The sequence below is a fragment of the Pseudomonas sp. Irchel s3f19 genome (assembly GCF_900187555.1).
Taxonomy (GTDB): domain Bacteria; phylum Pseudomonadota; class Gammaproteobacteria; order Pseudomonadales; family Pseudomonadaceae; genus Aquipseudomonas; species Aquipseudomonas capeferrum.
The window spans coordinates 429,954-454,440 of record NZ_FYDW01000002.1; the positions used below are offsets into that span (position 1 = coordinate 429,954).

Annotated in this window: 17 protein-coding genes; 2 read left to right on the forward strand and 15 right to left on the reverse strand. The window is 63.6% G+C overall.

The window, feature by feature from the left end; translation table 11 throughout:
* Positions 1 to 64: 64 nt before the first annotated feature.
* From mdoH to pip, 4 genes are all read right to left on the reverse strand, one after another.
* Positions 65 to 2,638, reverse strand: a complete 2,574-nt coding sequence (gene mdoH / locus CKW22_RS05885; RefSeq protein WP_033701943.1) for a glucans biosynthesis glucosyltransferase MdoH — start codon at positions 2,636 to 2,638, stop codon at positions 65 to 67.
* The gene (locus CKW22_RS05890) at positions 2,631 to 4,355 is read right to left on the reverse strand and encodes a glucan biosynthesis protein G (protein WP_201773246.1); all 1,725 of its coding nucleotides are present in this window, start codon (positions 4,353 to 4,355) and stop codon (positions 2,631 to 2,633) included. The genes mdoH and CKW22_RS05890 overlap by 8 nt, the downstream gene beginning before the upstream one ends.
* Positions 4,356 to 4,618: 263 nt before the next feature.
* On the reverse strand, positions 4,619 to 5,056 hold the full coding sequence (gene dtd, locus CKW22_RS05895) for a D-aminoacyl-tRNA deacylase (protein WP_033701945.1): 438 nt from the start codon (positions 5,054 to 5,056) through the stop codon (positions 4,619 to 4,621).
* The gene (gene pip / locus CKW22_RS05900) at positions 5,053 to 6,024 is read right to left on the reverse strand and encodes a prolyl aminopeptidase (protein ID WP_033701946.1); all 972 of its coding nucleotides are present in this window, start codon (positions 6,022 to 6,024) and stop codon (positions 5,053 to 5,055) included. The genes dtd and pip overlap by 4 nt, the downstream gene beginning before the upstream one ends.
* A gap of 147 nt (positions 6,025 to 6,171) precedes the next feature.
* On the opposite strand from pip, the gene CKW22_RS05905 reads away from it, so the two are divergent.
* On the forward strand, positions 6,172 to 11,745 hold the full coding sequence (locus tag CKW22_RS05905) for a dermonecrotic toxin domain-containing protein (protein WP_095063895.1): 5,574 nt from the start codon (positions 6,172 to 6,174) through the stop codon (positions 11,743 to 11,745).
* A 48-nt stretch (positions 11,746 to 11,793) separates the two neighbouring features.
* Here the strand turns inward: CKW22_RS05905 and hutG are convergent, their stop codons facing one another.
* The 7 genes from hutG to hutC all read right to left on the reverse strand — a co-directional run bounded on the left by hutG (position 11,794) and on the right by hutC (position 20,089).
* Positions 11,794 to 12,597: an N-formylglutamate deformylase gene (gene hutG, locus CKW22_RS05910; RefSeq protein ID WP_095063896.1), complete on the reverse strand. Its 804-nt coding sequence runs from the start codon at positions 12,595 to 12,597 to the stop codon at positions 11,794 to 11,796.
* 10 nt (positions 12,598 to 12,607) lie between these two features.
* Positions 12,608 to 13,813, reverse strand: a complete 1,206-nt coding sequence (gene hutI, locus CKW22_RS05915; protein ID WP_095063897.1) for an imidazolonepropionase — start codon at positions 13,811 to 13,813, stop codon at positions 12,608 to 12,610.
* A 15-nt stretch (positions 13,814 to 13,828) separates the two neighbouring features.
* Positions 13,829 to 15,232 (reverse strand): amino acid permease, encoded by a 1,404-nt coding sequence (locus CKW22_RS05920; RefSeq protein ID WP_095063898.1) that lies wholly within the window; start codon positions 15,230 to 15,232, stop codon positions 13,829 to 13,831.
* Positions 15,233 to 15,378: 146 nt separating this feature from the next.
* Positions 15,379 to 16,911, reverse strand: coding sequence for a histidine ammonia-lyase (hutH, locus tag CKW22_RS05925; RefSeq protein WP_033701951.1), 1,533 nt, complete (start codon positions 16,909 to 16,911; stop codon positions 15,379 to 15,381).
* A 69-nt stretch (positions 16,912 to 16,980) separates the two neighbouring features.
* Positions 16,981 to 18,654 (reverse strand): urocanate hydratase, encoded by a 1,674-nt coding sequence (gene hutU, locus CKW22_RS05930; protein ID WP_033701952.1) that lies wholly within the window; start codon positions 18,652 to 18,654, stop codon positions 16,981 to 16,983.
* A 155-nt stretch (positions 18,655 to 18,809) separates the two neighbouring features.
* Complete coding sequence (locus CKW22_RS05935) at positions 18,810 to 19,382, reverse strand: HutD family protein (RefSeq protein ID WP_033701953.1); 573 nt, start codon at positions 19,380 to 19,382, stop codon at positions 18,810 to 18,812.
* Positions 19,379 to 20,089: a histidine utilization repressor gene (hutC, locus tag CKW22_RS05940; protein WP_177326481.1), complete on the reverse strand. Its 711-nt coding sequence runs from the start codon at positions 20,087 to 20,089 to the stop codon at positions 19,379 to 19,381. Before hutC ends, CKW22_RS05935 begins: the two co-directional genes overlap by 4 nt.
* 143 nt (positions 20,090 to 20,232) lie before the next feature.
* Between hutC and CKW22_RS05945 the strand changes: the two genes are divergently transcribed.
* Positions 20,233 to 21,597 (forward strand): formimidoylglutamate deiminase, encoded by a 1,365-nt coding sequence (locus CKW22_RS05945; protein WP_033701955.1) that lies wholly within the window; start codon positions 20,233 to 20,235, stop codon positions 21,595 to 21,597.
* Between the two features lie 156 nt (positions 21,598 to 21,753).
* Here CKW22_RS05945 and CKW22_RS05950 read toward each other — a convergent pair whose 3' ends face one another.
* From CKW22_RS05950 to CKW22_RS05965, 4 genes are all read right to left on the reverse strand, one after another.
* A complete protein-coding gene (locus tag CKW22_RS05950) occupies positions 21,754 to 22,326 on the reverse strand; it encodes a lipocalin family protein (RefSeq protein WP_033701956.1) in 573 nt (190 codons plus the stop codon).
* Positions 22,323 to 22,577 (reverse strand): outer membrane protein assembly factor BamE, encoded by a 255-nt coding sequence (gene bamE / locus CKW22_RS05955; protein ID WP_008094623.1) that lies wholly within the window; start codon positions 22,575 to 22,577, stop codon positions 22,323 to 22,325. Before bamE ends, CKW22_RS05950 begins: the two co-directional genes overlap by 4 nt.
* A 200-nt stretch (positions 22,578 to 22,777) precedes the next feature.
* Complete coding sequence (locus CKW22_RS05960) at positions 22,778 to 23,374, reverse strand: DUF924 family protein (protein WP_033701957.1); 597 nt, start codon at positions 23,372 to 23,374, stop codon at positions 22,778 to 22,780.
* 3 nt (positions 23,375 to 23,377) lie between these two features.
* The gene (locus CKW22_RS05965) at positions 23,378 to 24,388 is read right to left on the reverse strand and encodes a class 1 fructose-bisphosphatase (protein WP_033701958.1); all 1,011 of its coding nucleotides are present in this window, start codon (positions 24,386 to 24,388) and stop codon (positions 23,378 to 23,380) included.
* Positions 24,389 to 24,487 lie beyond the last annotated feature (99 nt).

A 24,487-nucleotide genomic window follows, 5' to 3' on the forward strand; every position in this document is an offset into this window, starting at 1 on the left:
CAGCACAGCATTGAAGCACTGTGAAGTCGCAGTGGGAGCGGGCTTGCCCCGCGAATGCTATGGATCAGGCGCCGACGAGTGCCGGCTGGCCTTCATTCTCTGGATGCAACGGCAACAACGGCGAATGCGGGTCGTTGTTGATCGAAGCACGCCACACATCGATCCAGGCAGCGTTGTGCTCGGCCCAGACCCGATCATGCAGGCGCGCCAAGGCGACCGGGTCGCTCAGCAAGGCCAGGCGGGTATTCAGGTCCAGCCCCTGCGGCCCAACGTCCAGCGCCTTGGCCACACGCTCGGCACGCAGCGCTTCGATCGCTGCAGCCTGGCCGTGGCGAGCCGTCGCCATGGCGCAGGCCAGGGCATTCTGCCGCGGGTCGACCACTGCCCGCACAAAACCGTCGTGCAGGGCATGCCAACGGTTCTCGTGGGTGTACTGGTCAGTAGCCAGCAGCTCCTGCGGCGTTGCGTATTCCTCAGGGATCAGGAACAGCTTCTCGTCCTTGGCCGCCAGGCCCAGGCGGGTGCGGCTGGAGATCACCGACACCGGGATCGACAGCACCAGCGAACCCACGATCGGCGCCAACCACCACAGGAAGCTCGGGTTCAGCCAGGCAACCAGCGCTGCCCAGGCAAAGCCCAGCAGGGTCTGCGGGCCATGGCGGCGCACGGCCTCGCTCCACGGCGTGGAGTCGTCGTCACGCTGCGGCGAGTTCCAGGTCGCGGCCCAGCCGAGGAACGCGGCCAGCACGAAGCGGGTGTGGAAGATCATCCGGACCGGCGCCAGCAGCATGGAGAACAGCATCTCCATCAGCATCGACAGGGTGACCTTGATACGCCCGCCAAACTCGGTGGCGCCCTTGGCCCAGATCAGGATGATGCTCAGCAGCTTGGGCAGGAACAGCAGCACGATGGTGGTGGAGAACAGCGCAACGGCTTTTTCCGGGTGCCACTGAGGCCACAGCGGGTAAAGCTGGTACGGTTCGATGAAGTATTGCGGCTCCATCAGCGTGTTGGTCGCCAGCAGCGCGGTCGACAGCACCAGGAAGAAGAACCACAACGGCGCCGACAGGTACGACATCACGCCGGTGAGGAACACCGCACGGTGCACCGGGTGCATGCCCTTGACCAGGAACAGGCGGAAGTTCATCAGGTTGCCGTGGCACCAGCGGCGGTCACGCTTGAGCTCGTCGAGCAGGTTCGGCGGCAACTCTTCGTAACTACCCGGCAGGTCATAGGCGATCCACACGCCCCAGCCGGCACGGCGCATCAGCGCGGCTTCGACGAAGTCGTGGGAGAGGATGGCACCGGCGAAGGCGCCCTTGCCCGGCAACGGCGCCAGGGCGCAGTGCTCGATGAACGGCTTCATGCGGATGATCGCGTTGTGGCCCCAGTAGTGCGACTCGCCCAGCTGCCAGAAGTGCAGGCCGGCGGTGAACAGCGGGCCGTACACACGGGTGGCGAATTGCTGCATGCGCGCATACAGGGTGTCCATGCCGGACGCCTTGGGCGCGGTCTGGATGATGCCGGCGTCCGGGTTGGCCTCCATCAGGCGCACCAGGCTGCTCAGGCACTCGCCGCTCATGACGCTGTCGGCGTCGAGCACGACCATGTACTTGTACTCGCCGCCCCAGCGACGGCAGAAGTCGTCGAGGTTGCCGCTCTTGCGCTTCACCCGGCGCCGACGGCGGCGATAGAAGATGCGGCCGAAGCCCTTGGTTTCGCGGCACACGTCCAGCCAGGCCTGTTGCTCGGCGACGGCAATGTCGGTGTCGTTGGTGTCGCTGAGCACGAAGAAGTCGAAACGGTCGAGGTTGCCGCTGGCGGCTACCGATTCGAACGTCGCCCTCAGGCCTGCGAACACCCGCGGCACATCTTCGTTGCAGATGGGCATGACCAGCGCGGTACGTGCCTCGGGCGCGATCGGCTCACTGCCGGCACTGCTGCCGGAAATGCGGTACTTGTCGCGCCCGGTGAGCAGCTCAAGGAAGCCCATCAGCGCCGTCCAGAAGCCCGCCGACACCCAACAGAACAGGATGCCGAAGAGAATCAGGATGGAGGTCTGCAGGGCATACGGCCACACCTGCACGACGGTTTCCCACAGCGACTGGTTGACGATCTCGTCGAGGTCGACGAACGACCAGCCCTGATACGGCAAGATGCCCTTCATGTACCAGCCGGCGACGATGGTCTGGCCGATCATCAGGGTCAGCAAAATATAGCGGCGGATCGAACCAACCGTGCGCCAGCGGGCCTTGGGCAGCTCGCGCTGCTCTGGCTGCGGCGCGTTGGTGCGCCCGGTCATGCGCCGCCACATGCGGATCAGCACGTTGGTGCGCCATGGCTCGGGCACCACGCGGGTGCGCTTGATCGGCGGTGCGATTTTCAGGCACAGCCGGCCGCTGCCGTCGACGCCGAGCATTTCGGCTTCTTCAAGCTCGGCGGCGCTGCCCACGGTCAGCCGCGGGCCCACCGAAGCCTGCACGGCCTCGGCGGCGTTGGCGGCCGGGTTGGCCGCCAGGCGTTGGTGCAGCTCACCGAACGAGGTGCAGCTGGCGAGTTCCGCGCGCTGCTCATCGCTCAGTGGGAGGTGGGCCAGGTATTCGCCAAGCGATTCCGGCCTTGCGCTTGAGTTACTCATCGGCAGGCAACTGATAGCTCCAGGTCTCGGTCAGCACTTGTTCGGTGGTGGCCGGGGTCCCGTTGGTGGACGCCGCGTCGGCGGCAGGTTGTTCGGCCTTGGCGTTTTTCTCGGCCTTGGCGTGCTTGGCAGCGGCCTTGTCCTGCTTGGCGTCCTTGGTAGCAGGCTTGGCGGGTTCGACAGGCACGTCGCGAACCAGCGCAGCGCGCATTTCCGTCGATTTGTTGGCTTCCTTGACCTTCAGCCGCAGGGTCAGGCGCCAGCCCTTGCTCTCTGGGTTATAGCGCAGGTTGTTCTCGACCACCTCGGCATTGTCGCCGACGCTGATCTGGCTGCGTACTGCGGTGTCTTCCGGCAGGGCGGCCAGGTTGGCACCAGCGAAGTCGACGATGAACGCCACGCTGCCGTCAGGCTGACGAATCAGGTTGGACTGTTTGACGTCACCGGTGGAGCGCAGGGTCTGGGTGACCGAGGCCACGTCCTGGGCCTGGAACTGGGCCTCGTTGATGGTCCAGTGCAGGCGGTAGTCGTACTCGAACGGCTTGCCAGGCTCTGGCAGGGCCTCGGGGCTCCAGAACGCCACGATGTTGTCGTTGGTCTCGTCGGCGGTCGGGATTTCAACCAGGTCGACGGTGCCCTTGCCCCAGTCGCCCTTGGGCTCGATCCAGGCGCTTGGACGCTTCTGGTAGTTGTCGTCGAGGTCTTCATAGTCCTTGAAGTCGCGATGACGCTGCATCAGGCCGAAACCACGCGGGTTCTCGACGCTGAAGTTGCTGACAGCCAGGTGTTTCGGGTTGTTCAGCGGGCGCCACAGCCACTCGCCGTTACCGGCATGGATCGACAGGCCTTCGGAATCGTGCAGGGCCGGGCGGTAGTTCATGACCTTGGACGGCTGGTTAGGGCCGAACAGGTACATGCTGGTGAGCGGTGCGATGCCCAGGCGGCTGACGTGATCACGCAGGTAGACCCGCGACTTGACGTCGACCACGGTGTCGCTGCCCGGACGCAGGGTCAGTTTGTAGGCACCGGTGGAGCGCGGCGAGTCCAGCAGGGCATAGATCACCAGGTGCTTGTCGGCAGGCTTTGGCTTCTCGACCCAGAACTCGGTGAACCGCGGGAACTCTTCACCCGACGGCAGCGCGGTGTCGATGGCCAGGCCACGGGCCGACAGGCCATATACATGGCCCTTGCCGACCACGCGGAAGTAGCTGGCGCCAAGCAGGGTCATGATCTCGTCCTGCTTGTCGGCCTTGTTGATCGGGTAAAGCACGCGGAAACCGGCATAGCCCAGGTTCTTGGTGGTTTCCGGGTCGTGCGGCACGTCACCGAACTCGAAACGGCTCGGGTCGTACTTGATTTCCTCGACCTTGGAGGCGGTGACTTCGTTGATTTTCACCGGGGTGTCGAAATGCATGCCCTGGTGATAGAAGGACAGCTTGAAGGGGGTCTTGTCCTTGGCCCACTCGGCCTTTTCCTGCAGGAAGTGAATCTTCTGGTAGTCGGCGAACTTCATGTCGCGGAAGACTGCCGGCAGATTGCTCTTCGGTGCTTCGTACTTCTGGCCGGCCAGATCCTTTGCCTTGGCTGCAACATCGTCAAGATTGAATGCCCACAGCTGGCCCGCGCTCATCAGGCCGACCAGTGCCACGCTGGCCATCAGGGCCTTGCGTAGCCGAATGCCGGGGATTCTTGATGCTTTATGGGGACTAACAATCACGAGCAACCCTCGCCGAAAACAGATCATGAAACCAACGGCCAGCTACAAATGCCGGGTTGGCGAGCACTGTTCGGACCCCGTAAGGGCGCAATGATTCCCCAAACGGATCCAGACAATACTCGAGTCAGAGTGAAACGAACCTGCGAACGCAGGTCCATGCAGCGCGCGATTATCCAGCAGGTCGCGTGACAACGCATCAGGCTGGACTAACTATTTATCGTACAAAACCCCTTGTTTTCCTACAAACAAGGGGTTTTTTAGCCTCACATTTGTAACATAAATGTTACGGGGCCATCATTGACCAGTTGCACCTGCATGTCTGCGCCAAATCGCCCACTCGCCACATCGGCGTGCTTGCCCTTCGCCTGTTCTAAAAGATAGTCGAACAGCTCGGCGCCGAGGGCCGGTGGCGCCGCCGTCGAGAAGCTCGGCCGCATGCCGTTGCGGGTATCTGCCGCCAGCGTGAACTGGGACACCAGCAACAAACCGCCGCCGACATCCTTGAGCGACAGGTTCATCTTGCCCTGCTCATCGCTGAACACCCGATAGTTAAGCAGCTTGTGCAGCAGCTTATCGGCCGATTCGCGGGAATCTTCAGGCTCGACCGCCACCAACACCAACAGGCCATGGTCGATGGCACCGACGACCTCCCCGGCAACCTCTACCCGTGCGCCACGCACACGCTGTAGCAGCCCCCTCACGCTTCTTCCAGGGGCAGGTCGAGCAGGCGACGGGCCATCTGCTCGGCAGCGCGCACCAGGGCATCGGTGATGCCCGGCTCAGAGGCCGCGTGGCCAGCATCGCGAATGACCTTCAGCTCGCTGTTGGGCCAGGCCTGGTGCAGCGCCCAGGCGTTGTCCAGCGGGCAGATCACATCGTAGCGGCCATGCACGATCACCGCCGGCAGGTGGGCGATCTTCGGCATGTCGCGGATCAGCTGGTCCGGCTTGAGGAAGGCATTGTTCATGAAATAGTGGCATTCGATGCGGGCAATCGACAGCGCGCGCTGCGGCTCGGAGAAGCGGTCGACCACCAGCGGGTTGGGGCGCAGCGTAGCGGTGCGGCCCTCCCAGGTGGACCAGGCCTTGGCGGCGTGCATCTGGGCGATCTGGTCGTTGCCGGTCAGGCGCTTGTGGAAGGCCTTGACCAGGTCACCGCGCTCTTCAGGCGGGATCGGTGCAATGTAGTCCTGCCAGTAGTCGGGGAACAGGCGGCTGGCGCCTTCCTGGTAGAACCACTCGATCTCCTGCGGGCGGCACAGGAAGATGCCGCGCAGGATCAGGCCATGCACGCGCTCAGGGTGGGTCTGGGCGTAGGCCAGGGCCAGGGTCGACCCCCACGAACCACCAAAAAGCACCCACTTGTCGATGCCCAGGTGCTTGCGGATACGCTCCAGGTCCTCGACCAGGTGCCAGGTGGTGTTGTTCTCCAGGCTCGCGTGCGGCGTGGAGCGGCCACAGCCACGCTGGTCGAAGGTGATGATACGGTACAGGTTGGGGTCGAAGTAGCAACGGCTCTGGGCATCACAACCGGCACCCGGGCCACCGTGGATGAACACCACCGGCAGACCTTCAGGCGAGCCGCTTTCATCGACATACAGCACATGCGGCGCTTCCACGGCCAGATCGTGCCGGGCGTAGGGTTTGATCTGCGGGTAGAGGGTCTGCATTGCGCACTCCGTGTGAGGATTAAGTCTGCCGTTTGGCATCATAAACCTGAATTGCGCTTAGAGCATGTGTCTGTGCTCAGATCATGTTATGCACATGCCACAGGCCACGCTGGCTAGCCTCGCTGCTTTATCAAGCGAGGCTAGCCAATGACTCACCTTCCCGACGCCAGCGATGACACTTCCCATCCTCAGGCCCTGATCGAGGGTAAAATCCCAGCCTGGATGGTCAGTACCACGCCTGCCACTCATCAGCACATGCGCACAGCACTGAACACCCCAGCCCCCTGGTTTGCCAAGGCTTGCCAGGAGCAACCGGCTGATGCCCGCAAGCTGGCCAGGGAATATGAGGCCTATAGGCACGCCAGCAGCGACGCAAACGCACTGTTCAAAGCCCTTCCCGACCTGGAGACATTCGCCAGGGAACAGCTGACCTCGGCCATCGAAGCGCGCTTCGGCCTGGCGCTGGATGTCACCCGGACCTACCTGTTCAACGCCGGCAAGGCCGAAGCCTATCAGGCAAGCATGGGTGCAGACCCGTTCACCGCTGCCCAGCGGGCGTTCAAGCTGGCCACCCAGAGCCTGCTGCATTGCGCCCTGCAAAATTTTGAAACGGCCGAAGCCGAGCCTGGCGGTCTCGATGGCCAGACGTTGAAGTCCGTGGTGCTCGACAGCAATCAGTTCGTGGCGCATCTGCCCACCGGCAACCCGGTTCAGATAGCCCCGCAGGCTTTTGCCTCCTTAGTCCGCGAGCTGGACATCGGCGGCCAGTATCAGGCGTTGCTCGCTGCCGTCTACCAGCCGGACTCCGGGGGTGATGGCGCAGCGGTAAGCGAGACGCTTGGCAAGGCTGAGCAATGCGCCTTTCGCCTCGAGCTGCACAGGGCCTACCTGAGCAACATGCTTGACCTGCCCCTGTATGAGGCCTTGTTGAAGCTCATCCGGGGCGACGAGGTGCACTACCTGGAAAGCCCCATGCGGTGGGCGTTCCTCAAGCTGTTCGACGTGTCGGTGACCGGCGCGCTGGTGATCGGCGTGGTGCCTTTTCCCGAGTTGTTTCTGAGCTACGATACAACTCGCCTTCCGTACAAGAACGTCCTGGTAACCTATCTGCCGGGCGCGCCAGTGCCGCTGAAAGTGCACAGCACTGTTCTTGAAGTTCAAGTGCACTTGCGCGAGCAACTGTGGGCAATGCAGATCCGCCATCTGCAGCAGGGCGTACCTGCCCGCGACAGCGCCACCTTCATGGAAAAACTACGCGACTGCCTGCAACCGGTAGATTGGAGCCGTGTGCAGCCATCCCCGACGCACCAGGGTGAGCTGACCAACCGCGTACGTGACCCCGAAGCATGGGTAGCGGTGACGCTGCAGCCCTTCAACCGCTCGCTGCTCGACGAACTGGTCAGCCAGAAACGCCAACGGCGCATGGACGATGCCTCGTACCATGCCGTTTCAACGGCCCAGGAAGATCAAAAAACCACCGAAAAGCGCAGGGCCTACTTTGCCCAACTGGCATTGGGCGCTTTGAACCTCGGTGCCTTCGTCGTGCCTGGCCTGGGCCAGTTGATGCTTGGTCTGTCACTGATTCAACTCAGCTACGAGGTTTTCGAGGGCATCGAGAACTGGGCCGACGGCGATCGTGAGCAAGCGCTCGACTACCTGATGGACATCGTCGAGAACGTCGCACTCACCGCAGTGGCCGTGGCAACAGGCGCGGCCGATGGCACCCCGGCCGTCGAGAAGATACCCGTGGACATGCCCTCGTTCATCGAGGAGCTCGAGCCTGTGGTCATGCCCGATGGCGGTAGCCGTCTGTGGTTACCGGACGCCCGGCCGTTCGCCCATGACACCGTGCTGCCGGCTGGCCTGCAGGCGGATGAGTTCGGCCTGTATCACCATGATGGCAAGGCCTGGTTGGCAATCGAAGGCAACACCTACTCCGTCACGCAGGCGCCTGGCAGCACTGAATACCGCCTTGTGCACCCCAGCAAGGCACTCAGCTATGAACCACCGCTGCGCCACAACGGTGCTGGCGCCTGGCTGCTCCCCGCAGACCGGCCCGAGCAATGGCCAGAACTGCCCTTGTTCAGGCGCGCTGGCCACCTTGGCGCGCATTTCGACGATGAGACTGCACTGCGTATCCTGCGCGTAAGTGGCACGCAGGAGGATGTGCTGCGCAGGGCGCTGTGCGACAGTCAGCGCTTACCCGCGCAGTTGGAAGACACCCTGTCGCGCTTCAAGCTCTATCAGGCACTTGAGCAACGCCCTGAATTGGCTGAGCCGAACGTGCTCCACAGCGAATTCGAGAGGCACTATCGAGCGCTGCCCACACCCCGGATGCCCGGCGCCGAAGTGATCCAATCTCGCTACCCACAGCTTCCAGCGCCCCTCACCGAAGAGTTGTTGCGCCATGCCAGCCCCTCCGAACGGGCTGAGCTGGCCCACGGCAAAGTCCCCACCCGGCTCGCCGAAGAGGTTCGTTGCCTTGCGCAGCAGGTCAGGCTGAACCGCGCCTACGAAGGGCTCTACCTGGAGAGCGTGCGTAACTGGGACAGCGATGTACTGGTCTTGCACACCCTGGAGCAGCTCCCCGGCTGGTCAACCGAGACCCCCATCACCGTTGAGCAGCGTCAGCGCTCGCCCGCCCAGGTCGCCAGCATCGGCGCCAGCGAAGTACCCGCGACCACGTTGATCATCAGCGCACGTGCGGGTTACGTGGTCATGGACAGTACCCGGCCCGACGATCTGCTTTCGGTGCACAGCTCATTGCCCGGAGCGCTGTTCGAAGTGTTGACTGCCGAGCAACGTGAGGCGCTGGGTGTTGAGGATGAGCAGGCGCTCAGACGCAGGGTTCAACAGGCGCCTCTGTTGCCCCGCGCGGCATTGCGCAAGGTCCTCGGCATGCAGAGCGTGCGCCCGGGCTTTCGCTCGCCAATGCGCCTGGCAGATGGTCGCTTGGGTTACCCGCTGGGTGGCAATCGCCCGCGCGTTGCCAGCATCTCGAGGCAAACATTGCTCAATTCAATACGCCAGATTGGTCAATACGCCCCCATTCCTCGCCCCGCCGAACAGACCCTGGCGGCGCTGGAAAACAGAAACCTGACCCGCGCCCAGATCGATGACATGCTCAGCGTGCTGCTGGAGCAACGCAACCAGCTGCAAAGCCGCCTGGCTGACTGGCGCCAGCTGGCCGCACGGATGCCCCATCAGCCCCCGGATGACTTCGAGCGGTTGATGAACGCCATTTCCCAGCACTGGTATGACCGCGCATTCCTGACCGCCAGCGATGCCGTCGGGCCGCTTCGCCTTGAACGCCTGTCCTTGGCGCAGTTTCCGCTCGAACTGCCTGAATTTTTCAGCGCCAGCGTCACGGACCTGCAACTGATAGAAACGTCACCCGAAAACTATGAAGGCTGGAACCAGCACGGCCCGCAACTGGACAGCCTGACGCGACAGTTCGCAAACCTGAGGTCGCTGGAGATCAGCCGGAACTACCGGCCTGAAGGGACGCCTTCCGCCCTGCAGTTCAGCCTGCCGATGATCGCCCAGCGGCTACCGGCGCTCGAATCGCTCAGCCTGACCAACCAGAATATCTCGCTGTCCTCGACTGACATCGACAGCCTGGCAGGGCTCACTCAGCTGCGACGCCTGGACCTGAGCGGCAACCGGTTTTCCGAGCATTACCCCCCACGCTTCAACGAGCTGACACTGGACTACCTGGGCCTGGACAACATGGCACTGGATCATTGGCCAGAGGGGGTGGGGTTCAATACCCTGACCCAGGTGCATCACATTGGCCTGCGCAACAACCACATCAGGATCCTCCCGCACTTTCTGCGGGATAACCACATCAATATTGCCGAGCACGCGCTGGTCTCGATGCAGGGCAATCCGCTCTTCGAGGATGAGGTGAGGCGCGTGATGCTGAGCGAAGATGGCCGCGCCTCCCGCTTCGAAATGGACCAGCCTGAAGACGTCAGAGCGCGCCTGGCCGCCCAATTGGCACAACGCCAACAGCTACGCGACGCCATCGACAACTATGTAAACGCCTCCAGTTCGGCCGCCCCTGTCAGCCAGGCGGTCATGGCGGCCAGGACCCGTATCGCAGCAGCACTGAACGAGTTCTGGCATAACCAGGAGATAGGGCTGACGCGCGCGGCATTGCGCCTGAACGATGTTGACCTGGAGCATTTCCCGAGACGCTTGCCTGCCTTTTTCACCGCGCAGGTACATAACCTGGCGCTTGATCGCGTCAGCGGCTCAACCGCACAGTTCGATGCATTGCTGAGCCGGTTGGCACGGGTGACGCGCCTGACGATCGACGAATACCAGCACGCCGAGCAAACGTTGCCTTCTGCCCTTCTGCGCTTGCCTGGGTTGACCGACATTGCCCTGCGCCAGTCAGACCTGCTGATCGACCAGCAGGTGCTCGACACCCTGGGCGGTCTGCCCAACCTCAATTCACTGGACCTCACGGGCAACCGCATGGGGACGATCACACACGCGCCGCAGGCGTTGCAAACGATTCGCCGCCTCGACCTGAACAGCATGGCCCTGGACCAGTGGCCGGCCTGGGTAGACGGCCTGCTGCCCCTGGAGATGCTGGACCTGAGTGATAACCAGCTCACCGAACTGCCAGAGCACATCCTGGCCAACCTGGATAACGACTTCCCCATCAGCTCGATTCTGTTGTTCAGTAACCCGCTGACGGACGAAGCCGTCATGCGCGCCCGTGCCTCTTCCGACAGCCAGCGCAGCTATACCTTTGCCATCGACCTGTCCGACAGCATGAGCGAGTCATCGGGAGAGGGCGGGATGGGCGGCCACCACCACTTACCCTTCCTGGATCCAATGGCTGATGCACCCAATGTGGAAAACTGGCTGCTCGCGACGGACCTCGAAAACGAAGCACTGCGGGACAGCTGGGAGACACTCCAGGGTTCAGGTGAAGCCGAGCATCTTCTGGCGCTGGTCGGTCGCCTGCGCAACGCGGCCCCGTACCAGAACGGCAAGACCCGCGTGTCATTCTGCCAACGTGTGCGCAAGGTGCTGGTCAGTGCAGTGGTCAACACGCAAGACCTTGCGTTGTTCAACCTTCAAGCCAGGGAAGCACTGGTGCAGGACAATGGCGACCAGACCTGCCACGACGGCGCGCTGCTGGTATTCCAGAACATCGAACTGTACATCGCCAACCAGCGCCTGCAGATCGATGCGGCAGATACCGAGGGCAACCTTTATCGGGAACTGCGCCGCCTGTATCGCTTGCAGGCCCTGGATGAGGTTGCCCAAAGCGAGGCGGCCAACCGGGATGAAGCGGAGGTTCGCCTCACCTACCGTCGTGAACTGAATGCCCCGCTTGAACTGGGCCTACCCAACGACACCTTGCGCTACGCGATCAATGCCAATATCGATGAGTTGGCGTATGCCGAGCTGGAAGTGCAGCGTCGCGAGCTGGCGGAGGATTTCCTGAATTTTGCCGCCGCCAACCCGCGCTGGGTCCAGTACTTGCGCCAAGCCTATGCCGACCGTTTTGCAGACATCGAGCACACGTACCAGACCCAGGTATCCGAACTACCGGACCAATACCCTGACAGGCCCCTCTCTTCGTTGGCAGAAGAGTTCGAGGCATTGGAGCGCAACAGGCAAACACGCGAGTTACGCCTGATTCGCGAACTCACATCGTTTGCAGACCCTGATCGCAAGCCCCGTTCATCGACCGAGTAGGCAGCCACTCGCCTGGGCGGCCACTGTGTGCAGTCCGCCCCCCTGCGCTCACTTCCCGTAGCGTTGCACGCCCCAGGCCAGCACGCTTTCGAGCAAACGCCGCAGCACGGCCTGGGTCGGTTGCGCCAGGTCTTCGCGATAGGCGAACGGCTCGCTTTCTTCCATGTACGTGCTTTGCGCCAGCTCCAACTGCACCGCATGGATATGGTTGGCAGGGTTGCCATAGTGGCGGGTGATATGGCCGCCCTTGAAACGCCCGTTGAGTACATGGCTGTAAGCCGGCGCTTCGGCGCACACGCCCGCAAGCAACTGCGCCAGCTCAGGATCGCAGCTGGCGCCGTTGAAAGTCCCAAGGTTGAAATCCGGAAGCTTGCCGTCGAACAGGTGCGGGATCAGCGAGCGAATCGAGTGGGCGTCCCACAGCAACGCATAGCCGAACTGCTCACGCAGGCGGGCCAGCTCCTGGCTGATCGTGTCGTGATACGGCCGCCAGATCTGCTCCAGGTAGGTCGCGCGCTCTTCGGCAGAGGGCACCTGCCCTTCTTTGAACAAGGGCTGCCCTTCGAACAGCGTGGCCGGATACAAGCCGGTGGTTGCCCCGACGTACAACGGCTTATCGTCGTCGGGCCGGTTGAGGTCGATGACGAAACGCGAATACTCCGCCGCCACCACGCTGGCGCCCAGTTCACGGGCAAAATCGTAGAGCTGCGGAATGTGCCAGTCGGTGTCAGGCAAGCTGCGCGCCTGGTCGACCAGGCCCTCGCGCACCGCTGGGGTCAGTTGCAGGCCTGCGTGGGGCATGCTGATCAGCAGGGGTAAACGGCCCTGGTGAAAACTCAGTACCTTGTTCATTTCGCCTCGCTCAGTTGAGTATCTCGTGGCCATTGCGCACCACACGCTTGGGCAGGTCGCCACCCAGCCAGTAGGCCAGGTCGGCGGGGCGCTCGATCTGCCAGGCGACAAAGTCCGCCACCTTGCCGGCTTCCAGCGTGCCATGGCTGTCGCCAAGGCCTAGCGCCGTGGCGGCATGGGTGGTCACACCGGCCAGGGCTTCTTCCGGGGTCATGCGGAACAGCGTGCAGCCCATGTTCAGCATCAGGCGCAGCGACAACCCCGGCGAGGTGCCCGGGTTGAGGTCGCTGGCCAGGGCAATCTTCACACCGTGACGGCGCAGGGCGTCCATCGGCGGCAATTGGGTTTCGCGCAGGAAATAGAAGGCGCCCGGCAGCAGCACGGCGACCGTGCCGGCCGCGGCCATGGCAATGGCGTCTTCCTCAGTCATGAATTCCAGGTGGTCGGCCGACAATGCTTGGTAGCGCGCCGCCAGGCTCGAGCCGTGCAGCGACGACAGCTGTTCGGCGTGCAGCTTCACCGGCAGGCCCAGCTCATGCGCCTTGATGAATACCCGCTCGACCTGGGCCGGGGAGAACGCCAGGTGTTCGCAGAACGCATCCACCGCATCCACCAGCCCTTCTGCGGCCAGGGCAGGCAGCATCTCGTCGCAGATGTGCGCAATGTAGTCGTCGGCCCTGCCGGCGTACTCCGGCGGCAGGGCGTGGGCGGCCAGGCAGGTGGCGCGCACGGCAAGCGGCAACTCGTCGGCCAGGCGCCGTGCCACGCGCAGCATCTTGCGCTCGTTGGCCAGGTCCAGGCCATAGCCGGACTTGACCTCGAGGGTGGTCACGCCATCACGCATCAACGCCTGAACCCGCTGGCGGGCACTGGCGAACAGCTCATCCTCGCTGGCCGCTCGGGTGGCCCGCACGGTACTGGCGATGCCGCCGCCTTGCGCGGCGATTTCGGCATAGCTCACGCCCTGCAGACGCTGCTCGAACTCGCCGCTGCGGTTGCCGCCAAACACCGCGTGAGTGTGGCAGTCGATCAGCCCGGGGGTGACCCAGGCATTGCCCAGGTTCACCGTGCGCTCCACTTCGACCGGCCGCAGCGCGCTGCGTGGGCCGATCCATTCGATCAGCCCGTCGCAGGTGACGATCGCCGCGTCCTCGATGATCGAGTAACGGCCGTCGACCATGGTTGCCACATGGCAGTGCTGCCAGAGGGTTCTCATTTGCAATCTCCTGTACTAGCGGTGCAGCTCGGCCTGCGCCTGGGCCGCTTTGCCCTGCCCTGCCCGCGGCTTGCACCACAGCAGGTAGGACGCGACCAGGAACACCACCCAGACCACACCCACCAGCAAGGCTGCCTGAGTGTCCGGGAAGTAACCGAGCACGCCAAAGATGAACACCATGAACGCGATGGCCATGGCTGGGCCATAGGGCCAGAACGGTACCGGGAACTTCAGCTGGGCGGCTTCCTCGCGGCTCATGCTGCGGCGCATGGCCACCTGGGTGAGCAGGATCATCAACCACACCCACACGGTGGCGAAGGTGGCGATCGAGGCAATCAGCAGGAACACGTTTTCGGGGATCAGGTAGTTGAGCACCACGCCGATCAGCAGCGCCGCGCCCATCACCACCACGGTCATCCAAGGCACACCGTGCCGGGACAGCTTGCTGAACCCGCGTGGCGCGTGGCCTTGCTGGGCCAGGCCGTACATCATGCGGCCCGCGCCGAAAATGTCGCTGTTGATGGCCGAAATGGCAGCGGAAATCACCACGACGTTGAGCACTGCCGCCGCCGAACCAATCCCCAGGTTGCTGAAGATCTGCACGAACGGGCTGCCTTCGCTGCCGATTTGCGGCCACGGGTACAGGCACATCAGCACGAACAGGGTCAGCACGTAGAACAGCAGGATACGCAGCGGCACGGCATTGATGGCCTTGGGAATGACCCGTTGTGGGTCCTTGGCCTCACCGGCAGTGACGCCGATGATTTCGATACCACCGAAGGCGAACATGACCACTGCGAAGGAGGCGATCAGGCCACCGACACCATTAGGCATGAAGCCGCCGTGCTCGACCAGGTTGCTCAACCCGACCGCATGCCCGGTGCCGACCTGGCTGAAGCCGAAGGCCATGATGCCGAGGCCGGCAAGGATCATCGCGACGATGGCGCCGACCTTGAGCAGCGACAGCCAGAATTCCATCTCGCCGAACACCTTGACGTTGCACAGGTTCAGGCCGCCGATCAGGAAGACGATGCCCAGCACCCAGATCCAGCGGGCCACTTCAGGGAACCAGAAGCCCATGTAGATACCGAAGGCCGTCACGTCGGCGATGGCGACGATGACCATCTCGAAGGCGTAGGTCCAACCGAGGATGAAGCCGGCCATGGGGCCGAGGTAGGTGGTGGCGTAGTGCCCGAAGGAGCCGGCGACCGGGTTGTGCACGGCCATCTCGCCAAGGGCGCGCATGACCATGAACACGGCGGCGCCGCCGATCAGGTAGGCCAGCAGCACTGCTGGGCCGGCCATCTGGATGGCCGAGGCAGAACCGTAGAAAAGCCCGGTACCGATAGCGGAGCCGAGCGCCATGAAACGGATGTGTCGGGCCGACAGCCCGCGCTTAAGACCTTGAGCTTGTTGCATGTCACGTCCTAATTTTGTTTTTGTGGTCGTGAGATCGAGGGGCCGCGTTGCAGCCCTTTCACGGGTCAAGCCCGCCCCCAACAGGTTCAGCTCTGTGTGGGCGCGGGCTTGCCCCGCGAATGGGCCGCAAGGCGGCCCCAGAGGCATCACAGGCTAGGCAGAACCCCAGCTGGCAGCAGCCCGCTCAGGCTGCCTTTAGCCAGCAGCTCGACGGCCTTCTCGATATCCGGCGCAAAGAACCGGTCGCGGTCGTAGTGCGGCACTTCGCTGCGCAGCGCTCGGCGTGCCTGCTCCAGCTTGGCCGAGGTCTTCAGCCCCTTGCGCAGGTCCAGGCCCTGGCAGGCGCCCAGCCATTCGATGGCCAGCACGCCACGGGTGTTCTCGGCCATTTCCCACAAGCGCTTGCCGGCGGCCGGGGCCATCGACACGTGGTCTTCCTGGTTGGCCGAAGTGGGCAGGCTGTCGACGCTGTGAGGGTGCGACAGGGCCTTGTTCTCGCTGGCCAATGCGGCAGCGGTCACCTGGGCAATCATGAAGCCAGAGTTGACCCCACCGTTTTCCACCAGGAACGGCGGCAGCTGGGACATGTGCTTGTCCATCATCAGCGAGATGCGGCGCTCGCTGAGCGAGCCGATTTCGGCGATGGCCAGGGCCAAGTTGTCAGCAGCCATGGCCACCGGTTCGGCGTGGAAGTTGCCGCCCGAGATCACGTCGCCTTCGGCAGCGAACACCAGCGGGTTGTCCGACACCGCGTTGGCCTCGACGCCGAGCACTTCGGCAGCCTGGCGCAACTGGGTCAGGCAGGCGCCCATGACCTGCGGCTGGCAGCGCAGCGAGTACGGGTCCTGGACCTTGTCGCAGTTCTTGTGCGACTGCGACACTTCGCTGGACTCGCCCAGCAGGTCGCGGAAGCAGGCGGCGGTGTCGATCTGGCCACGCTGGCCACGCACGGCATGCACCCGTGCATCGAACGGCGAACGCGAGCCCAGCGCCGCTTCCACGGTCAGGCCACCGCAGGCAATGGCGGCGGCGTACAGGTCTTCGGCGTAGAACAGCCCGCGCAAGGCGTAGGCCGAGGAGGCCTGGGTGCCGTTGAGCAGGGCCAGGCCCTCTTTGGCGGCCAGGGTCAGTGGCTCCAGGCCGGCAACGGCCAGCGCTTCAGTGGCCGACAGCCATTGGCCCTGGTAACGCGCCTTGCCTTCGCCGAGCAGCACCAGCGACATGTGCGCCAGCGGTGCCAGGTCGCCGGACGCACCGACCGAGCCTTTGAGCGGAATGTGTGGGTAGACTTCGGCGTTGACCAGGGCGATCAGCGCATCGATCACCTTGCGGCGAATGCCGGAGAAACCACGGCTGAGGCTGTTGATCTTGAGCACCATGATCAGCCGCACCAGGTCGTCGTCCAGCGGCGCGCCGATGCCGGCGGCGTGGGACAGCACCAGCGAACGCTGCAGGTTTTCCAGGTCATGGCTGGCAATGCGGGTCGAAGCCAGCAGGCCGAAACCGGTGTTGATGCCGTAGGCGGTACGGTCTTCGGCAAGAATCTGTTCGACGCAGGCAACGCTGTCGTTGATCGGCTGGTCGGCGCTGGCATCCAGGCGCAGGCGCACGGGTGCGGCGTGGATCGCGCGCAGCTGGGCCAGGGTCAGGGTGCCAGGCTTGAGGGTCAGTTCGGTCACTTCGCTACTCCATTCTGTCGGGGCCCGCAGGCCCCTTCTTGTTGTTCAGTATCACTCAAAGTGCAGCGATCAGCCCGTGATCATTGGCAGGTCAAGGCCTTGCTCTTTGGCGCAGTCGACGGCGATGTCGTAGCCGGCGTCGGCGTGGCGCATGACACCGGTGGCCGGGTCGTTGGTCAGCACGCGGGCGATGCGCTCGGCGGCTTCATCGGTGCCGTCACAGACGATGACCATGCCCGAATGCTGCGAGAAGCCCATGCCTACACCGCCGCCGTGGTGCAGCGAAACCCAGGTGGCGCCGCTGGCGGTGTTGAGCAGGGCGTTGAGCAGCGGCCAGTCGGAGACAGCGTCGGAGCCGTCACGCATGGCTTCGGTTTCACGGTTGGGGCTCGATACCGAACCGGAGTCCAGGTGGTCGCGGCCGATGACGATCGGCGCCGACAGCTCGCCGCTGCGTACCATTTCGTTGAACGCCAGGCCCAGTTTGGCGCGAAGGCCCAGGCCGACCCAGCAGATACGCGCTGGCAGGCCCTGGAAGCTGATGCGCTCGCGGGCCATGTCCAGCCAGCGGTGCAGGTGGGCGTCGTCGGGGATCAGTTCTTTGACCTTGGCATCGGTCTTGTAGATGTCGTCGGCCTCACCAGACAGCGCGGCCCAGCGGAACGGACCCACGCCGCGGCAGAACAGCGGGCGGATATAGGCCGGCACGAAGCCAGGGAAGTCGAAGGCGTTGGCCACGCCCTCTTCCTTGGCCATCTGGCGAATGTTGTTGCCGTAGTCGAAGGTCGGGATGCCTTGCTTCTGGAAGTCGAGCATGGCTTGCACGTGCACGGCCATGGACTGCTTGGCGGCCTTGACCACGGCAGCCGGTTCGGTCTGCGCACGGTCGCGGTACTGCTCCCAGGTCCAGCCGGCCGGCAGGTAGCCGTTAAGCGGGTCGTGGGCGCTGGTCTGGTCGGTGACCATGTCTGGGCGCACGCCACGTTTGACCAGCTCCGGCAGCACTTCAGCGGCGTTGCCGTGCAGGGCGATGGAGATGGCCTTGCCTTCGGCGGTGTACTTGGCGATGCGCGCCAGGGCGTCGTCGAGGTCGGTGGCCTGCTCGTCGACATAGCGGGTTTCGAGGCGGAAATCGATGCGGCTCTGCTGGCATTCGATGTTCAGCGAGCAGGCACCGGCCAGGGTCGCGGCCAGTGGCTGGGCACCGCCCATGCCGCCCAGGCCTGCGGTCAGTACCCACTTGCCTTTGAGGCTGCCACCGTAGTGCTGGCGGCCGGCTTCGACGAAGGTTTCATAGGTACCCTGGACGATGCCCTGGCTACCGATGTAGATCCAACTGCCGGCGGTCATCTGGCCGTACATGGCCAAGCCCTTGGCATCCAGTTCGTTGAAGTGTTCCCAGTTGGCCCAGTGCGGCACCAGGTTGGAGTTGGCGATCAGCACGCGCGGGGCGTTGCTGTGGGTCTTGAACACGCCGACCGGCTTGCCCGACTGCACCAGCAGGGTTTCGTCGTCTTCCAGGCGGGTCAGGGTCTCGACGATCTTGTCGTAGCAGGCCCAGTTGCGGGCGGCCCGGCCGATACCGCCGTAGACCACCAGCTCCTTGGGGTTTTCCGCGACCTGCGGATCGAGGTTGTTCATCAGCATGCGCAGCGGCGCTTCAGTCAGCCAGCTTTTGGCGGTCAGCTTGTTGCCACGTGGGGCACGGATTTCAACGTCACGGTATTTGTTGTTGTCGGTCACGGGAAGGGTCCTCTGCGGTCGTCCGCGGGCAGATGTGTCGTGGGCAATATACAAACACACCTTTACTTGTATGTACAAGCATGGACAACCAAAATAATTGGACCTCTGCGCTGGTAACCAGAAAAAGCTGGGGCCGCGTTGCGGCCCCGGCTATCTCAACGTGAAATCAGTTCGATCAGGCAAAACCGCCCCTGAACCTCCAACCCCACCAGCGCGTCGTTACCCTCAAGCCGCAAGCAGTCATGCAACCCCAGCCGCTGCACCTCACCCCCTGCCAACTGCACCTCGACCTGATTGCTGGCGGCGAACAACAACACCGTCGACGCCGAACTGAACAGCCGGGTGGTGCCATCGAACCACTGCAAGCGCGCGCGATAGCGCTGTGGCGAGTAGATCAGGTTGAAATCACGAATCGCCCCACCCAGCAGCTTGCAACTGACCTGGCTCTCGCCTGCGAAGGCAAACGCGTCGTATGGCAACAGCGGCCGGCTGGCCTGCCCGTCGACCAGCAGGCGCATGCCATCGCCCTGCAGCACCGTGATGATCCGCTGGTAACCGGCGAACGACGAGAAACCGCCAGACTCTTCGATATCGGCAATCGACAGGCGCCAGCCGAACCCTTCGAGGCCTTCGCCGCTGTCGCGGGTGATTTCCTCGGTGAAGCCGCCCCCGTTCTTCCACGGCATGCGCGGGTAGCCCTGCGCACGCAACACCTGCAATTGGCTCATTTGCTGAATCGTCCTTCCAGGCGATGACGGGAACCGGGGTGGATCAACCGCGCGGCTGTGACCGGCTGGCGGCCGGACCAGGTGCGGCGGCGAATCAGCAGGCAAGGCTCGCCCCGCTCGATCTGCAGCAGCTGGCACTCGTGCGGCTCGGCCAGAATCGCCTCGACCACGTGCTCACCCTCGGTCAGCGGCGCGACCTGGGACAGGTAGGCGTAAGGCGTTTGCCGGGTGAAGTCCTGCTTGAGGTAATCGGGCGCGATCGCCGCATTGACGTAGCGGTCCTCGATTTGCACCGGTATGCCATTTTCGTAATGCACGATCAGCGAATGGAACACCCGCTGGCCTTCGCGCATGTCCAGCGCCAGGGCACGCTCGGAGCCGGCGGCCTCCTCGGCGAGGATGACCACCTGGCAGCTATGCTGGTGGCCACGCCCGGCAATCTCGTCGGCGATGTTGTTGACTTCGAACAGCGCCGAACGGCTCTTGGGTTCGGCGACGAAGGTACCGACCCCTTGCATGCGCACCAACAGCCCTTCGGCCGTGAGCTCACGCAGGGCGCGGTTGATGGTCATGCGGCTGAAGCCCAGTTGGCTGACCAGCTCGCTTTCTGAAGGGACCCGGTGATGGGGCGGCCAGCTGCCGTTGTCGATCTGCTGGATGATCATCTGTTTGACCCGCGCGTACAGCGGCGCCGGGCCCTCGCCCATCTGGGCAACCAGCGCGGAGACAGGAGGTGTCGGCACGGCGTTGGATCCTTGTGCGATTGAATGAGCGGTAGCTTGCCGCAGTTTACCCGGCAGGCAAACACCTGTATATGTATATACAAGTTAACAATAACAGGATTTCACCGATGTCCGCCTACTTCGCCGAACGCGCCCTGCTGCCCAATGGCTGGGCCAGCAATGTCCGAATCGAGGTCGCCAGCGATGGCAACATGACCCGCATCGAGCCCGGCGCTTCGGCCGACGGTGCCGAACGGCTGGCCGGGCCGCTGCTACCCGGCATGCCCAACCTGCACTCGCATGCCTTCCAACGGGCGATGGCAGGGTTGGCGGAAGTGGCGGGCAACCCCAACGACAGCTTCTGGACCTGGCGCGACCTGATGTATCGCCTGGTTGGCCAGATCACCCCAGAGCAGTTGCAGGTCATCGCCCGCCAGCTGTATATCGAGATGCTCAAGGCCGGCTACACCTCGGTGGCCGAATTCCACTATGTGCACCACGACTCGGCAGGCAAGGCCTACGCCGACCCCGCCGAGCTGTCCCGGCGCATCAGCGCCGCAGCAGCCAGCAGCGGCATTGGCCTGACCTTGCTGCCCGTGCTGTACAGCCACGCAGGCTTCGGCGGCCAGGCGCCCACCGAAGGGCAACGGCGTTTCATCAACTCTACCGAGCAGTACCTGCGCCTGCAGGAACAACTCGCGCCACTGCTGGGCGCGCAGCCGGCACAGCAACTGGGCCTGTGCTTCCACTCGCTGCGCGCAGTCACCCCAAGGCAGATCGCCAGCGTGCTGGAAGCCGGCAACCCAAATAGCCCGGTGCATATCCACATTGCCGAACAACAGAAGGAAGTCGACGATTGCCTGGCCTGGAGTGGCCTGCGCCCGTTGCAGTGGCTGTACGAGCATGTCGAGGTGGACGCGCGCTGGTGCCTGGTTCACGCCACCCACGCCGAAACCGATGAAGTTGCCACCATGGCCCGCAGTGGTGCGGTCGCGGGGCTGTGCCTGACCACCGAGGCCAACCTGGGCGACGGTATCTTCCCGGCGGTGGATTACCTGGCGCAAGGTGGGCGCATGGGCATTGGCTCGGACAGCCATGTGTCGCTCAGCGTGGTGGAAGAACTGCGCTGGCTGGAGTATGGCCAGCGCTTACGCGATCAGCGGCGCAACCGGCTGTACCGCGGTGACCAGCCGATGGTCGGGCGCACGCTGTATGACGCAGCCTTGAGCGGCGGTGCCCAGGCGCTTGGCCAGGCGGTCGGTGAACTGGCGGTGGGCAAGCGGGCCGACTGGCTGGTGCTCGATGGTCAAGACCCGTACATCGCCACGGCAGATGGCGATGCCATTCTCAATCGCTGGTTGTTCGCAGGCGGCGACCGCCAGGTGCGCGATGTGATGGTCAACGGCCAGTGGGTCGTGCGCCAGGGGCGGCATGCCCAGGAAGGGGAAAGCGCACAGGCGTTTGTCGAGGTCTTGCGCCAACTGCTGGGTTGACCGTGTGTGTGTAGGAGCGGCCTTGCGTCGCGAAAAGGGCCGCAAAGCGGCCCCATCGATACCAGCGGCGACGCTAAAGCCTGGGGCCGCTGGCGCGCCCCTTTCGCGACGCAAGGCCGCTCCTACACACACCACCACATGCAAGCGCGTGCGGGGTCAATGGCTCTTGACGATCTGCTGGTCAGCCGTGCGCCAGATCAGCCGGCTGGTGTCATAACCCTGCTGCCGCGCCTTGGACAGCAAACTCTCGCGCTGCCAGGCCGGCAGGCTTGGCGTGCGCGACAAGATCCACAGGTACTTGCGGTCCGGGCTGCCGACGATCGCCGTGTGGTAACGCTCGTCCACGTAGAGAATCCAGTACTCACCCCTGGCCACGCCCGGTACCAGGCGGGTGAACCAGTTGTCGAACTCGACCCACAGCTTGTCGGTATGCCCAGGCTCCTGGATGTTGGCATGCCCTTCTGCGCGCAACCATTCATCACCCAGGGTACGGCAGCGGTTGAGCACGCCGTAGGAGCCGTCAGATTTGAGGTTGTAGTGGGCCTCGGACTGCTCGCAGCCTTGCTGATAGCGCATCGGCAAGCGCGCCAGCTCATACCATTTGCCCTGGTAGCGCTTGAGGTCGACGTTACCGGCGGTTTTCGGTGCCAGCGGGTCATGCGCAGAGCTGGCGCAGCCGCCCAGCAGCATCACCAGGCATAACCCCAGCAGCAGGTGCAGACGCCTCATTTAAGGCCCTGCCCTGAATACATCAGCACCTTGTCAGCCGCGTACTGCACGCTGATGAAGCTCTTCTCGTCCCCCCAGGTACAGCTGCTCATGCCCAGCGCGCCAGAGCACTCGGCAGGCGTGCCGAGCAGTTGCTCGACCTCGGCCTTGTTCATGCCGGCCTTGAGCTTGGAATAGTTTTCCTGGTTGATCTTGCTGCACGCGGTCAGAACGACGCACAAGGACAACAGGGCGAGGGAACGCAACGACATGAGGACACTCCTGGACAGGGGATACAGGCGAGTGGCCTGCAGTGACCTTCGACGAGAAAATCCCTCCCTGGTTCCCTGCCCTCCCCCCTTTCCACCTACACCATTGGTCGGGTAGCCAATGGCGGCGTAAAAAAAACCGCCGCTGCGGGTGCAGGGGCGGTTTTTTGCTACGTCAGGGCTGCGTGGCAGGCCGATGAATCTCAGAACCTGGACCCAGGCTCCAGCAAAAAGTCCATCTCTTCACTGGTACTCGGCCGTTCCAGCATCAGGTTGCGGTGCGGGAAGCGCCCGAACCGGGCAATCACCCGCTGGTGCTGCTCGGCATAGTCGAGGAACCCCTCGAACAAGCGCCGATGGGCCTCGGGCTGCTCGTCCAGCAGTACCTGGTAACGCTCGACGCACAGGTTCTGCCAGTCCAGCACCTCGGCATGCTCCAGCACCAGCAGCACAAACACTCGCTGGATCGGCAGCAGCTGGTAATCCCAGCCTTTCTGCAGGCCCTGCATGGCCACCACCTGGGCACGCCGGTCGCCCTCGAAGGCCCGCGACGTGTCGCGGTGGATCATGCGCGGCAGCTGGTCCAGCAGGATCAGCAGGCCGAGCCAGCCTTGCGGGCTCTGCTGCCACTCGTCGAGCCCACCCGCCAGGGCATGCTCGACAAGCTCGCCAAACAGCGCCTGAGCTTCGGCATCGTGATGCTTGCCGAACCACAGCGTGCTCTTCTCGTCAGCCACGGCCTGGGGGCTGGTGCCCCAACCGAACCACCACTCCAACAACGGCTGCCAAGGTGCGAGCATGACTTACTCCTTGTGATACGCGGTGACGCGCTCGACCTCTTCCTTCGAGCCCAGAATGACCGACACGCGCTCGTGCAGGCTTTGTGGCTGAATGTCGAGGATACGATCGTAACCATTGGTGGATGCGCCGCCAGCCTGTTCGATGATGAACGACATCGGGTTGGCCTCGTACATCAGGCGCAGCTTGCCCGGCTTGCTCGGGTCGCGAGCGTCGCGCGGGTACATGAACAGACCGCCACGGGTCAGGATGCGGTGCACGTCGGCTACCATCGAGGCGATCCAGCGCATGTTGTAGTTCTTTTTCAGCGGGCCAGTCTCACCGGCCAGCAGCTCATCGACGTAGCGCTGCACCGGGGCTTCCCAGTGACGCTGGTTGGACATGTTGATGGCGAACTCGGCGGTGGTTGCCGGTACCTGGATGTTCTCGTGAGTCAGCACGAAGCTGCCCAGCTCACGGTCCAGGGTGAAGCCCTTGACGCCATTGCCCAGGGTCAGGATCAGCATGGTCTGCGGGCCGTAGATGGCATAACCGGCGGCGACCTGCTCGGTGCCTGGCTGCAGGAAGGCGTTTTCGTTGAGGGTTTCGTTCTGGCTCAGGTACTCGTTGGGGCAACGCAGTACCGAGAAGATGGTGCCGACCGAGACGTTGACGTCGATGTTCGACGAACCGTCCAGTGGGTCGAAGACCAGCAGGTAGGCGCCTTTAGGGTACTTGCCCGGGATCTGGTAGGCGTTGTCCATTTCTTCGGAAGCCATGCCGGCCAGGTGGCCGCCCCACTCGTTGGCCTCCAGCAGGATATCGTTGGAGATCACGTCGAGCTTCTTCTGCACTTCACCTTGAACGTTCTCGGTGCCCATGCTGCCCAGTACGCCGCCCAGGGCGCCTTTGGACACGTGGTGGCTGATCTCTTTGCACGCGCGCGCCACCACTTCGATCAGGAAGCGCAGATCGGCAGGGGTATTGTTGCTGCGGGTCTGCTCAATCAGATAGCGACTCAGGGTAACGCGGGACATGTATGGCTCCGAAATGGAAAGGGGGAGAAAAACCCCCGCAGTTTACAGGGAGAGTGCGATGCTAGCGAGCAATGAGACTCGCCTGGGCTGTCTGACGGC